At 36.7% G+C, this 13538-nt stretch carries 11 protein-coding genes; 6 read left to right on the top strand and 5 right to left on the bottom strand.

Features of this window, described 5'->3' with window-relative positions; translation table 11 throughout:
* The first annotated feature begins 243 nt into the window (after positions 1 to 243).
* The 3 genes from HME7025_RS07505 to HME7025_RS07495 all read left to right on the top strand — a co-directional run bounded on the left by HME7025_RS07505 (position 244) and on the right by HME7025_RS07495 (position 5974).
* A complete protein-coding gene (locus HME7025_RS07505) occupies positions 244 to 2463 on the top strand; it encodes a DUF5686 family protein (protein ID WP_161956225.1) in 2220 nt (739 codons plus the stop codon).
* A gap of 108 nt (positions 2464 to 2571) precedes the next feature.
* On the top strand, positions 2572 to 5061 hold the full coding sequence (gene topA / locus HME7025_RS07500) for a type I DNA topoisomerase (RefSeq protein ID WP_109323041.1): 2490 nt from the start codon (positions 2572 to 2574) through the stop codon (positions 5059 to 5061).
* Positions 5062 to 5083: 22 nt separating this feature from the next.
* On the top strand, positions 5084 to 5974 hold the full coding sequence (locus HME7025_RS07495) for a bifunctional 5,10-methylenetetrahydrofolate dehydrogenase/5,10-methenyltetrahydrofolate cyclohydrolase (RefSeq protein WP_109323040.1): 891 nt from the start codon (positions 5084 to 5086) through the stop codon (positions 5972 to 5974).
* Positions 5975 to 5980: 6 nt separating this feature from the next.
* Here the strand turns inward: HME7025_RS07495 and HME7025_RS07490 are convergent, their stop codons facing one another.
* From HME7025_RS07490 to HME7025_RS07470, 5 genes are read right to left on the bottom strand one after another with little or no spacing between them, the layout of a single operon-like run.
* Positions 5981 to 6886, bottom strand: coding sequence for a class I SAM-dependent methyltransferase (locus HME7025_RS07490; protein ID WP_226998191.1), 906 nt, complete (start codon positions 6884 to 6886; stop codon positions 5981 to 5983).
* Between the two features lie 2 nt (positions 6887 to 6888).
* The gene (locus tag HME7025_RS07485; RefSeq protein ID WP_109323039.1) at positions 6889 to 8457 is read right to left on the bottom strand and encodes a hypothetical protein; all 1569 of its coding nucleotides are present in this window, start codon (positions 8455 to 8457) and stop codon (positions 6889 to 6891) included.
* A 59-nt stretch (positions 8458 to 8516) separates the two neighbouring features.
* On the bottom strand, positions 8517 to 8921 hold the full coding sequence (locus HME7025_RS07480) for an EVE domain-containing protein (protein WP_109323038.1): 405 nt from the start codon (positions 8919 to 8921) through the stop codon (positions 8517 to 8519).
* A gap of 1 nt (position 8922) precedes the next feature.
* Positions 8923 to 9747: a 1,4-dihydroxy-2-naphthoyl-CoA synthase gene (gene menB, locus HME7025_RS07475; RefSeq protein ID WP_109323037.1), complete on the bottom strand. Its 825-nt coding sequence runs from the start codon at positions 9745 to 9747 to the stop codon at positions 8923 to 8925.
* A 3-nt stretch (positions 9748 to 9750) separates the two neighbouring features.
* Entirely contained in the window at positions 9751 to 10200 is a 450-nt protein-coding gene (locus tag HME7025_RS07470; protein ID WP_109323036.1) for a DUF2452 domain-containing protein, read from the bottom strand.
* A gap of 83 nt (positions 10201 to 10283) precedes the next feature.
* Here HME7025_RS07470 and HME7025_RS07465 point away from each other — a divergent pair, with 83 nt between their 5' ends.
* The 3 genes from HME7025_RS07465 to HME7025_RS07455 are packed head-to-tail and all read left to right on the top strand — an operon-like array spanning position 10284 to position 13523.
* On the top strand, positions 10284 to 11366 hold the full coding sequence (locus HME7025_RS07465) for an AMP-binding protein (protein WP_109323035.1): 1083 nt from the start codon (positions 10284 to 10286) through the stop codon (positions 11364 to 11366).
* Positions 11353 to 12102, top strand: a complete 750-nt coding sequence (locus HME7025_RS07460; RefSeq protein WP_109323034.1) for a hypothetical protein — start codon at positions 11353 to 11355, stop codon at positions 12100 to 12102. The genes HME7025_RS07465 and HME7025_RS07460 overlap by 14 nt, the downstream gene beginning before the upstream one ends.
* A gap of 5 nt (positions 12103 to 12107) precedes the next feature.
* Complete coding sequence (locus HME7025_RS07455; protein ID WP_109323033.1) at positions 12108 to 13523, top strand: aldehyde dehydrogenase family protein; 1416 nt, start codon at positions 12108 to 12110, stop codon at positions 13521 to 13523.
* Positions 13524 to 13538: the final 15 nt, after the last annotated feature.

The raw sequence follows: 13538 nt of genomic DNA, 5'->3' as shown, positions 1-13538 counted from the left end.
GGTTTTAATAAATTGTTCGTAAAATTAATAGATTACTGCCACCTTTTTGCCACTTTTTGTAAATATCATTTCCTTTGCAGCAGTTTTTTGTGAATTTTACATTTTAATTGAGTTTTTATCGAGTAAATTCTCGTTTTTGAAACCATTGTTAAGCCCAATTTGAGATTTAAGCAGATTTCTTCTTTTTGTTTTCTCGTTTTCTTTTCTGGAAGCATGGCAGCCTTCGGTCAAAAAACCAATGCTATGGATAGCTTGATCAATAGGGCTTTGGAATTAGCACCTCAACATAGCGCGTTGATGGGACAATTTTCAGCGGAGGTTATAACGAAAGAAAAAGGTCGTTTTAATCGGGTTCTTGGCCTAGCTAAAAATCGATTGAAAAAAAATGAAGGAATTCAGGAAGGCCAATGGTATGGAAATCAAACACATGCTAAAGTATATGTAAAAAGTTTGAATCAAATGATACATGAGGTCATTGATGTCAAAGGATTTCAAAAAAAATACCCTAGGCCTACCCTATTTTTCTGGCCAGACTTCTATCAAGATTTCATTGGTACTAATTGCGTTTCTCCATTGAATTATCATGGTCGGGATTATTATTCCTATGATTATCAAGGAGATACCTTGGTTGACGGTCAAATTGGTTACCAATTTAACGTTAGACCATCCTCCTCTGGAGATCGATTGTTTTCAGGTAAATTGACATTAAGTAAGACGGGCTGGATTATTCGATGGGAAGCTCAAGTAGAGTCTGATGCTTTACTTTATCACATGGATTTGCAACATCAATGGGTAAATCAAGCGTGGCTACCTAAATCAGCTTACTTTAAATTGGAAGGTGGGCTCATGGGCAATTATGGTGAATTTCTTTTACAAGAAGAGGTTCAACAGAAACCCCAAACTTGGAAAGCAGATTCAGGGTTTCAAATTCCCAACCAATCTCAAGAGCGCTTAAACATTGCAGAAATAGGATTTGATGAGGTCTTTGCAACCCAATTGTTAGGAAATTTTCATCAATCATTATTAAGAAAATGGAAATCGCGCCCGCAAAGTGGACTGGTTACTATGGACTCCGTTCGATATGTGAAGCGGGAAGAAGTCTTACACAATACTCAAGAAGATCAATTTTTCCAAGGGTCTATGACTTCCAATTTATTAGAAGCGTCCATTGATACGTTGAGAAAAAGTCCTTTTTCTTTCAATCAATTGCTGTTTTCTAAATCGTTCTACTACGGTCCTCGACAAAAGGATTTTTATCCATTTGAGATATATTATAAATCTCCAGTATTTGATTCCAATTTCAATACGGTGGAAGGTTTTGTTGCTAACGCTGGATTAGTATTTAGAAAACGTTGGGCTAGGTATCGATTTTTAGAAGCAGAATTTTTGGGAAGGAGATCCTTTGGTTTGAATCGAAATACGGGATACATCAAATTGAGGTATAAGACTGATTCATTTGATATCTCCTTAGCTCAAGGGGATTTTGTCCAACAAATGAATCCAGATAATTCCATTTCTCCTGAGATGAATTCCCTTTCAACACTTTTGTTGAAAAATAATCAAATGAAAATCTTTCGCAAAGAATATTGGAATTTAGCTCTCACCAAGCGTTTTTCATCTAAATTTTTCTTTAAAAGTAGTTTTGAGTGGTCGCGCAGAAGTCAAATGGATAATACCACGGATTATTATTGGTTCAATTACCTGAACCGTAAATTCACGTCGAATAACCCTCAAAATGAGGAATATAAGCAAGATGGATTTCAAACTCACAATTCTTTTATAAGTCAAATTACCTTAGGATTTAGACCATTCTTAACCCAATATTATCGTAACCATATTCGTGAAAGCGAGTGGGGATCTTCTCCTCTTATTTTATTCAAATATCGTGCAGGATGGAAAGGTGTAGCTGAATCATCAGCTCCATTTACGATGGTGGAGTTATCGTATTTACAAAATATGGCACTTTCTCCATGGGTAAAATCTGGTTTTATCATCAATGCTGGTACATTTATAGGGGAAGCACCTCAGTATTTTATTGATTTTAAGCATTATAATGGTACGATGAATTTGGTACAGGCTGGAGAAATGTTGGCGTCCCACCGACTAGTCGGCTACTACCAAAATTTCACATCAGGGGCTAATCAGCGACTGAATGTAAATCACTATGCTTACAGTACTGCTGGTGCTTATGTAGAAGGATTATCTTTATTTCAGTTTTCTAATTTGTGGTTGAAACCCATCCTAGGAATGAAAAAGTCATATGTGAAAGAATTGTTGATTGCCAATACGGTATATATCCACAATCAAAAACTTTTATACTCTGAAGTCGGTTATGGATTGGATGGTTTATTGAAAATATTTCGATTAGAGGCAATTGGAAGTTTTATCAACGGTCAATTTAATTACGTCGGATTACGCTTAAATCTTAATTCAAGAATACGAATTGGTAATATCCCAGATTAATAGAACAAATAGATTTTTTTTGATTGCTTCTTTATCATTGGCTAGAAATTCATTTTAAGCAAGTATATTTGAGGTCATTTTTTAGTTTACATTATTCAATTTAATAGAATGGCAAAAAATTTGGTCATCGTGGAGTCGCCTGCAAAAGCTAAAACCATCGAAGGGTATTTGGGTAAAGATTTTGTGGTGAAATCTTCGTTTGGTCACGTGAGGGACCTTCCTATCAAAGGCGATAAGGCAATTGATATAGAGCATGACTTCACGCCAACCTATGTGATTTCACCGGATAAAACCAAAGTGATTTCAGAATTGAAAAGTTTAGCTAAATCATCTGAAGAAGTTTGGTTAGCAACTGACGACGACCGTGAGGGAGAATCTATTTCTTGGCATTTAAAGGAAGCATTAGGCTTAAAAGATGATACAAAAAGGATTGTCTTTAGAGAAATTACGAAATCGGCTATTCAAAATGCGATTTTAGCTCCTCGAAAAATAGATATGGATTTGGTGAATGCTCAACAAGCTCGCCGTATCATGGATCGATTAATAGGATTTGAATTATCACCTGTTCTTTGGTCTAAAGTTCAAAAAGGTCTTTCTGCAGGACGTGTACAATCAGTTGCAGTTCGATTAATTGTTGAAAGAGAGAAGGAAATTGAAAAGCACGAAAGTGTAGGAACTTATAAAATTACAGCCTTATTCAATTTGCCTGGCAAAAAGGTGTTGAAGGCTGAATTACCTAAGAATTTCGCGACAGAAGATGAAGCAGTCGCTTTTTTGAAAAAATGTGTTGGTGCAGACTTTAGTATCAAGAGCTTAGAAACGAAACCCGCTAAGAAATCTCCAGCACCTCCATTTACTACGTCAACTTTACAGCAAGAAGCATCCAGAAAATTGGGGTACTCGGTAGCTACTACCATGCAGATTGCTCAAAAATTGTATGAATCAGGACGTATATCTTACATGCGTACTGACTCAACCATGTTATCTCAAGAAGCTAGAGATAAGGCAAAAGCAGCCATTGAGGCAGCCTATGGTGCTAAATTTCATCATGCTCGCCAGTTTAAAACCAAAAGTGAAAGTGCGCAAGAGGCTCACGAAGCCATCCGTCCTACTGATTTTGAAGTAAATTCCATATCAGGTGATGCGCGTGAAAAACGTTTATATGAATTAATTTGGAAACGGGCCATTGCTTCTCAAATGTCAGAGGCTGTGATTGAACGAACTACAGCTCAAATTCAAATTTCTAGTACTTCGGAATTGTTAATAGCACAAGGAGAAGTGGTTACTTTTGAAGGATTTTTAAAGGCATATTTAGAAGGAAAAGACGATGAAGAAGAAGATGAAAACAAAGATATGTTACCTCCATTGTCCATTGGTCAGGTACTTGACTTATCGGAATTAAAGGCTCAAGAGCGTTTTTCTAGACCAGCAGCCCGTTACACAGAGGCTAGTTTGGTGAAAGCATTGGAAGAAAAAGGTATTGGCCGTCCTTCTACCTATGCTCCTACGATTTCTACCATCATCAAGCGAGCTTATGTGGTAAAAGAAGATCGCGCTGGAAAAGAACGCGAGTTTCAAACGTGGATATTAAAAGATCAAGAGATTGTTGGTCAAAAGAATACCGAGGTTGTTGGAACAGAAAAAGCTAAATTATTTCCTACTCATATAGGCACCTTAGTTACTGATTTTTTGGTTGAGAATTTTGAAGAAGTTGTGGATTATACCTTCACAGCTGAAATGGAAGATGAGTTTGATAATGTTGCCAAAGGAAAATTAGCCTGGACGCAATTAATGAAGAATTTTTATGGTTCTTTCCATCAAACCATTGAAGATAGCAAGTCGATTTCACGTAGTTCCGTTGGTGGAGGAAGAGAATTGGGCGTTGATCCAGTTTCAGGAAAGAAAATATCGGTTCGTTTGGGAAAATTTGGACCATTCGTTCAATTAGGGGAATCTGGAGAAGACGAAAAGCCTGTTTTTGCTAATCTTTCGAAGGACCAATCCATTTCTAATTTAACATTAGAAGAAGCTATTGCTTTATTAGAGCGTCCTAAATTACCTCGGGAAGTAGGAATCCATGAGGATAAACCATTGATTATTGGTGCAGGTAAATTAGGTCCTTACATTAAGTATGACGGCAAATTTACTAGTTTACCAGACACAGAAGATCCATTTACCTTAGATATGGCTGGAGCTATTCGTGTGTTAGAATCAGCACAAAAAGTGGCTGAAGCGGAAAGTCTAGGAACTTTTGAAAATGAATTAATTTCTACAGGAAAAGGTCGTTTTGGCCCATATGTTAAACATGCGGGGAAATACTATTCATTAGGTAAAACGGATAATTTGGCTAGTTTAACTTCTGAACGAGCTATTGAAATCATTTTAGCTAAGCGTAATTTAGAAGCCAATAAATTCATTAAAGAATTTGCTGAAAATGATCAAGTAAAAATTGTCAATGGTATGTATGGTCCATACATTCAAATAGGAAAACGCAATGTCAAAATTCCTAAGGATCAGAATCCTTCCGAATTAACATTAGAACAGTGCCTAGAACTGGGTGAACAAGCTCCGGCACCTAAAAAAGGTAGAAAAAAGTAATATTAACATTTAATTTAAGGGTATGAGTCAAATTATTGATGGCAAATTTGTTTCTGAAACAATGAAAGCCTCGATTGCCAAAGAGGTACAAGAATTAGTAGCAGCAGGTCAAAGAGCCCCTCATTTAGTAGCTATTTTAGTGGGAAATAATGGCGCTTCTGAAACCTATGTGGCTAATAAAGTCAAATCTTGTGAAGAATTAGGATTTACGTCTACCCTTTTACGTTTTGAACCAAGCATTACAGAAGCTGAATTGTTGGCCGCTGTTCAAGGTGTAAATGATAATCCAGATATGGATGGTTTGATTGTTCAATTACCCCTACCCGATCATATTAATCCGGATAAAGTGATGGAAATGATTCATCCTTCTAAAGATGTAGACGGATTTCATCCAATCAACATAGGTCGAATGGCCAAAGGCTTACCTGCTTATATTTCAGCCACTCCTCAAGGGGTATTGGATTTATTGGCCTATTACAATATTCAAACTGCCGGTAAACATTGTGTTGTGGTCGGTAGAAGTCAAATTGTAGGTTTACCAATGTCGATTTTGATGCAAAGAAACCACCCTCAAGGAAATTGTACAGTTACATTGACTCACTCAAGAACTCCTAATTTGGAAGAAATTTGCGCTCAAGGAGATATTGTCATTGCCGCATTGGGTAAACCAGAGTTCATTAAAGCAGCACACATTAAAGAAGGAGCTGTTGTGATTGACGTAGGTTTGACTCGAGTAGTAGACGAAAGCAAAAAATCAGGTTTTGCTTTAAAAGGAGACGTGGATTTTGCAGATGTAGCCCCTAAATGTTCTTACATCACTCCAGTACCTAAAGGTGTAGGTCCAATGACCATTGTTTCATTAATGAAAAATACCTTATTGGCTGCCAAAGGGACAATTTATCCTAAAAATTAAGCCCATTTAGATATGATTATAATAGCGATGAAAGACTCCCAAAGGAAGTTTTTTGTCGCTATTGTCATTTAAATAGAGCTCTCCTGATTCGGCACTTGAAGGCACATCAAATATACCATTCATGAGATTTTCAACCACTAAAGTGGAGAAACCAAGTGAATACACATTACTTAATAACAAGTGCTCTTCTGGATCCAATATTTCTTTGACAGAAAGTAATAAATCTTCAATTTGCTCTTCTAACACCCATTTTTCACCATCAGGTCCACGTCCATAGGCGGGAGGATCTAGCAATATTCCTTGATAGAAATTACCTCTTCTAGCCTCTCTTTTGACAAACTTTAGGGCGTCTTCAGCCATCCAACGTATACCGTCAAGTTTGGATACTTCCATATTTTCTCTAGCCCATGATAATACAGGCTTGACAGAATCCACATGGGTTACTTCTGCTCCCATTTGTCGACAGACCAAACTTGCTCCACCTGTATAGGCAAACAGGTTTAAAAACTTGGGATTGGGTCTTTGAAATAATGGAATTTTTTCTGCCAAAAACTCCCAATTGGAGGCTTGCTCAGGAAATAAGCCCACATGTTTAAATGAGGAAAGAGAAATTTTGAAAGAAAGTTGAAGGCGATCAGATTGATAAGGCATGAACCATTTGTCGGGTACTTTGCCTTTCACTTCCCATTGTCCGCGCTCTTGACTTCCCTTTTCCTTTTTAAAATGGGCATGACTCAGTTTTTGCCATTCATTTTCAGAAAGTGATTTACCCCAAATAGCCTGAGGTTCAGGCCGTCTAACGGTGAATTCTCCAAATTTTTCCAGCTTTTCAAATCCACCTGAGTCGATTAACTGATAATTATTTCCCCAAAATTGAGGTGTTTCAATGGCAATGGATGTGGACTGCTTCAAAATTATTTTTGGATTTCTATCTTATTTAAATAATATACCGATCGGCGACCTTCTTCGTTGGAAATCGTCTGGTATCCATTGGCTAGGAAATATGGTCCAAACCAATAATTTAACTCAGAACGACTACTTCTTCTGATTTTGTCACCCTCATTTTCCGTACTGATGTTTTGTATACTCTCACTTTCTGATTTACCTTGATTTTTAATGGTCTTGGTAATAATTTGATTATCTAAGTTAAAGGAAAGTACGATTTGATCACCCTGAATGGATGTTTTGATTTTTTGAATCAATTTAGGTTCTTTTAGGTCTTTCATGTCAATGCAGTGATCCCAAAGTAATTCTCCTTTTTCATCCAATTCAACGATAACCGCATGGGTGTAAACCCAACCATCAAATTGTTGTTGGTTTCCATAATAATTGTATCCACGGTATCCCCAAGGGCTATAATAGCTTGAATAAGGAGAATACAAACCATAATATCCATAACCCCAACGGTAGGGATTATACATCATGCTCCATGGTGAATAAAAGCTTCCTAGGCCCATCATTGAGCCATAAGGACCAAAATTATTGTATTTGTAATCAGGATAAAAAGCTTCAGCCACCACAATGTAGTGATCTCCTTTTTTAATGATTTCATGAATTAATAAACGATAATCAAGTCGAAGATCTTCACCCTTACTTTCCTTGTCCTTGATTTTCTTCTCTTGTTTTTCTTTTTGTTTGGGAGTCAAGAAATTAAAAAAGTTCGAAAATTTAGTAAAACTATGAAACTTAGATTGAAGCAATTCTCCATCTAAATAAGAGTTAAAATAGATCCCTTGAGAACTTGGCCCTTTAGAAGAACCAATGGTGGTCTTGTGCCCATAAGTGCCCACAATTACCTGCAATGAGTCATTTAACTGTGTTGATTTTGCATTCATCATGGCAAATTCTTCATTGGGATTCATGACAATTTGTCCAATTTGTCCAATTTGTCCACCATCTTCATCAAATGATTTAATGATTAATTGATAGTTTTTAGCTCGATTTCCAACAGAATAGGTCACATTTACCTGCTGTTGGATGGAGTCTAAATCCATGGACTGAATCTCCGCTTGTCCTTTAACTACGGAAGGAAGAATTCGGGTTTTACGCTCTTTTAAATTGGTAAATAAAATGACAGGTTGATTATTGACAATTCCACCAATGAACAAAGACTCGTTTAAGGCTTTAAAATTGGATATTTCCATTCGATCCACGGAATAGATTTGGAATTTTTCAAACGAACCTTTTGATACATTAACACGCACTATTTGGTAGGAATTACTCTTAAATCGACTGAATAATAGATTTAACGATTTACCGTCGAAACTATAATTTACATAATCCAAGCCATTATCAATTGTTCCAGAGGTATACCAAACTTGCTCCAAATTGGTGGAGAATTTTTGGATACTAAATTCTTGCTTGCCTAATTGATTTAATATAATAACTCCTTGATTACCAATAGGTATAGTGAAGGATTCTAAGTCTTTACCTCCTACTGGAAATTCAATTCGTTGACCAACTTGGGCTTGCGCTTGAAACATGGTTGAAAGCAAAAGGCTACACAACACTAGCTTGAATTGATGAAAACGTTTCATAATATTTATTCTGTTAGGCTCATGATAATATCAAATTCAGGCTTGTCAACTGGCGTTACTGAAAGTCTAGATTGCTTTAATAAGGCCAAATTCCCTAAGCGATCATCTGATTTCATCTGTTTTAAGGTTACTGTTTTATTAAACTTCCGTATAGGAATCAGTTCAACAACTACCCAGCGAGGATCATCCGTGGTAGGATCAGGATAATGTTCCTTACTTACCTCGGCTAATCCAACCACTTCAAGGCCTTCATTGGAATGATAAAAATACACCCAATCACCCTTTTTCATGGCCATCAAGTTATTTCTGGCTTGATAATTTCTTACTCCATCCCAAACGGATTTACCTTCTTTAACGAAATCATCCCAAGAATATTTGAACGGTTCTGATTTTACTAACCAATGATTCATATCAAGGAAATTTAGGGAATTTAGAGAAATCTGGCTTTCTTTTTTCTAAAAAGGCATTTTTACCTTCCTTAGCTTCATCGGATAAATAATATAATAAGGTCGCATTACCGGCTAATTCTTGAATTCCAGCTTGTCCATCTAACTCAGCATTGAATGAAGATTTTAGCATACGAAGAGCTATTGGACTTTTCTCCAATATTCTTTCACACCAAGAAATGGTAGTAGCTTCTAACTGATCTAATGGAACCACTTTATTGACTAAACCCATTTGTAAAGCTTCTTGAGCATCATATTGATCACATAAATACCAAATTTCTCTGGCTTTCTTTTGTCCAACCACACGCGCTAAATAAGATGCACCAAAACCACCATCAAAAGACCCTACATTGGGTCCAGTTTGACCAAAACGGGCATTATCTGCTGCAATGGATAAATCGCAAACTACATGTAAGACATGTCCACCACCAATGGCCCAGCCTGCAACCATGGCAATTACTGGTTTTGGGATGGTTCTAATTTGTCTTTGCAAATCCAATACATTTAATCGGGGAACTAAATCTTGACCTACATATCCCCCATCACCCCTAACACTTTGATCTCCACCTGAGCAGAATGCCTTTCCACCCTCGCCAGTTAATATTATGACGCCAACTGTTGTGTCTTGTCGCGCTAATTCCATCGCTTCAGACATTTCCTGAACCGTTTTTGGTGTAAAAGCATTGTGTTTATGTGGGCGATTAATGGAAATTTTGGCGATTCCATTGTATTGTTGAAATAGAATTTCTTCGTACTCCTTGATCGTTTTCCAGGGAAAATTAGATGTCATGGTTTATTCGTTTTCTTGGTTATAAATCACATCCCATGTATGGTCTGCTAGTAATGTTACTTGGGCTAAAAATCGACTGTATTTAAAAGAACGGCCCCATTCATGTGGAGCTACTAAAGATAGTAAATCCGTTCCATTCTCCTTTTCATATAGATAATACGTTTCACTGATGATAGGTTCAAAACCCATAGCTGCATCGTAAATTCGCTCCGATATTTCTTTTCTTTCAGCTAATAATTTGGCTTGTTTAGCCAATACCTCCATTTGTTCATACAACTGGTTCATTTGGCGGTCTGTTTGCTGCCGCATTGCTTTCACCGATCTACCTTTCGATTTTCCCATGTCCTCAGGCTTGATGACAGCTGAACCAGCCGTATGTGCATAAGGCAAAAGTCCAGGGTTTTGGGCTACTTTTTCTGGATTAATGGGATTTAAGAAAGGATCTTCAGACATGCTCAATTAATTAAGGTAAATCCTAGCTGTAACCCTCAAAATTAGAGAATGTTTGGTTAATTTTGGAATGATTCACTGATTATATGCTGGTAATTTCTCCAAAGTCCAATGTGTTCCCTGTTCCATCCACTCCTTTTGAAGCTGAGGTGATTGAATTTTGTCAATCATGGAACGCAGGAAATGAGTGGTTTAACTTCCATACGTCTGGGTCAACTGGACAACCCAAAGCTATTCGAATTCATCGAGATCAAATGATTCATTCTGCTCAATTGACTGGAAATTGGTTGGGATTGGAAGCCGGCGATCGTGCATTATTGTGCTTGCCAGTAAAATTTATTGGAGGCGTGATGGTTGTGGTAAGAGCCTTAGTTTGGGATTTACAACTTATCATTGTTGAACCTAGTAACCAGCCAGATATTCCCAATGATTTGTCCATACAATTGACCTCCCTCGTTCCTCCTCAATTGCAACATATACTGCAAAATGACTCTTTATTGAAGCCTTTTCATTTTGCAAAAGGGGTTTTAGTGGGTGGTGCAGCTATTTCTGTTGAGATTGAAAGTCTAGCGATGAAACAAGATTTTCCTATTTTTCTTACTTATGGGATGACAGAAACGGTTTCACACATAGCTTACAGACCCATTTCATTAAAAATTGATGATTACTTACGTCCACTTCCAGGAGTTGAACTAAATTTGAATGAAGAAGGCTGCATTTGTATCCGAGCAGAGGTGACTAATCGAGCATGGATAGAAACCAATGATTTAGCTGAATTGAAAGAAGATCAACGTTTCAAGATTTTGGGACGAAAAGACTTTGTCATTAATTCTGGCGGAATGAAATTGTTACCTAGTCAAATTGAAAAACACGTTCAAGCCTATTTTTTAGAAAATGGCATTTCTAAACTTTCTTTTGTAGCGGGTATTCCGGATATATTTTACGGGCAAAAAGCCGTACTTTTTATCGAATCACCTGAAGAAGTGTCATTTGAAGGTCATTTAAAACAATATTTATTACAGCATTTGTCTTCAAAACAAATCCCTAAGTCGATTATTTGCCTTCCAAAATTCTTATTTAATTCAAATGGTAAATTGGATAGCTTGAAAACGGTAGCTTTGTACCTCCAATCTTTATCCAAAGAATCTTCTGCCCATGACAAATTTTAATTTATTTTACGAGAGTGCTAACAATGTGCCAGCTCCTTATCATTTTGAATCATTAATTCGATTTATTGAATTTGGAACTCCGCAGGCGTCTTTGGAAGTAGAGATTCAATACACTGATCGGGATGATTTTTCTAAAGAAGAATTGATCGCTGAAGGTTTACCTACTGAAGAATCATGGGCCTGGAAAGGAAGCATATCACCAGCATGGCAACAAAGATTAGCCATTAGATTTGAAACATATAAATCGGGATCATGTAAGCCAAGAGATGAAGAGCCGTTTATTATGTTGGAATATCCCAATTCGACCACTAAGGTGCCAAGGATGTTGGAAATAGAAGAAAATTTAATTCAAGAATTCATTCAATCCATTTTCGAGACGGCCGGTAGAGAATTGCCTTTGTTTCTAGGGTTTCAGTTTAAAAATGAATTGGATGAATGGATTAGGATTGAAGGAGAATTATCTTTCCAAAATTTGAATTTCACTTATCAAGAATCTGGTTCAGTGCTTAAAACAATTTCAGATTGGGATCGTTTACAGACTTTAATGAATACGGTTTATATTGCTGATTTTCAAGCGGATAAAGCAAAAGAGGAATTGAGAAGCACACAGTCATTTGCTGTTTACCCAGGAGATGGCTTATGGTATGTGGCTGGAGATTCGTTAAGAAAACCTTCGGGAAATAACCGGTATTTTGATGGATTAGAAAACAGTTTAAGAGAATTATTTAAGTCTTAAAAGCTATGGTTTCACCAATAGAAGATCAAATTGCAGAAGTATTTTGGATTCAAAAATCGTCTTTATCTCGTCTTAAAAATACGACACATAAAGAACGTATTGACAAATTGAGATCCATTGAGAAATACATGATTTCTCATAAAAAAGAATTGTTTGATGCTTTGTATGACGATTTTAAAAAACCATCTTCTGAGGTCATTTTAGCAGAACTTTTAGGTGTAAAAAGAGAAATAGATCATATATGCGCTCATCTGAAATCCTGGATGAAGCCTCAAAAAGTAGTTACTCCACTTCTATTGTTAGGTACACAAGGATACGTGCAAATGGAAGCCAAGGGTATGTGTTTGATCATTGCTCCTTGGAATTATCCCTTTAACTTGGCTATCTGCCCACTCCTATTAGCCATAGCTGCCGGCAACGCAGTCATGCTAAAACCTTCTGAATTAAGCCCAGCCACTTCTACTTTTATTAAAAAAATGATTACATCACTATTTGATCGAAGTGAAGTAGCTGTATTTGAAGGTGATGTAGCGGTTTCGACCTGTTTATTAGACCAGAAATTTGATCATATATTCTTTACAGGTAGTCCCATGATTGGCAAATTAGTCATGAAGGCTGCTGCCGAACATCTAACTTCTGTTACCTTAGAATTAGGAGGAAAATCACCAGCAATTATTGGTCCTCACGCTGATATTGAAGCTTCAGCACAAAAAATTGCCTGGGGTAAGTTTTTGAATAATGGACAGACTTGTATTGCTCCAGATTATGTATATGTACATGAGAAGCACTATTTCGCATTTTTAGAAGCACTAGAAAAGTCGGTTAATTCGTTTTATAATCCTGATAAAAAAGGTGTTCAGCAAAGTAAAGATTATGCTAGAATTGTCAATTCCAGACATTTTAGTCGGATAATGAATTTAGTGGAGGACGCTAAACTGCATGGAGCCAATGTTCTATTTGGTGGAGATACAGATGAACAAGATTGTTTTATTGCACCTATGGTATTGACTAATTGTCATCATGATATGAAAATCATGCAGGAGGAGATTTTTGGACCGATTTTACCCATTTTAGTTTATAAAGATGAGCAAGAAATCATCGACAAATTAGCAAGAGAAGAAAAACCCTTAGCATTGTATATTTTTTCAGAAAATGAAGAGTTTACTCAGCATATCCTGAAAAATACAAGTTCGGGTGGTGTAGTTGTTAATGATTGCCTTATCCATTATGGGCATGGCGAGTTACCTTTTGGAGGTGTTAATAATTCTGGAATTGGTAAAACAGGGGGTAAATACGGATTTATTGAGTTCTCAAATCAGAAATCAGTGTTAATTCAACATAGTCGAATGATGAAGTTTTTATATCCCCCTTATCAGTTAAAAGTTCGTTGGATGCTTGATTTTATTCTCAAATGGCTTTAAAAAAAGTATTCATAT

It is taken from the genome of Aquirufa nivalisilvae (assembly GCF_003143535.1).
Lineage (GTDB): Bacteria > Bacteroidota > Bacteroidia > Cytophagales > Spirosomataceae > Aquirufa > Aquirufa nivalisilvae.
This window is presented reverse-complemented; position numbering and strand designations above follow the sequence as displayed.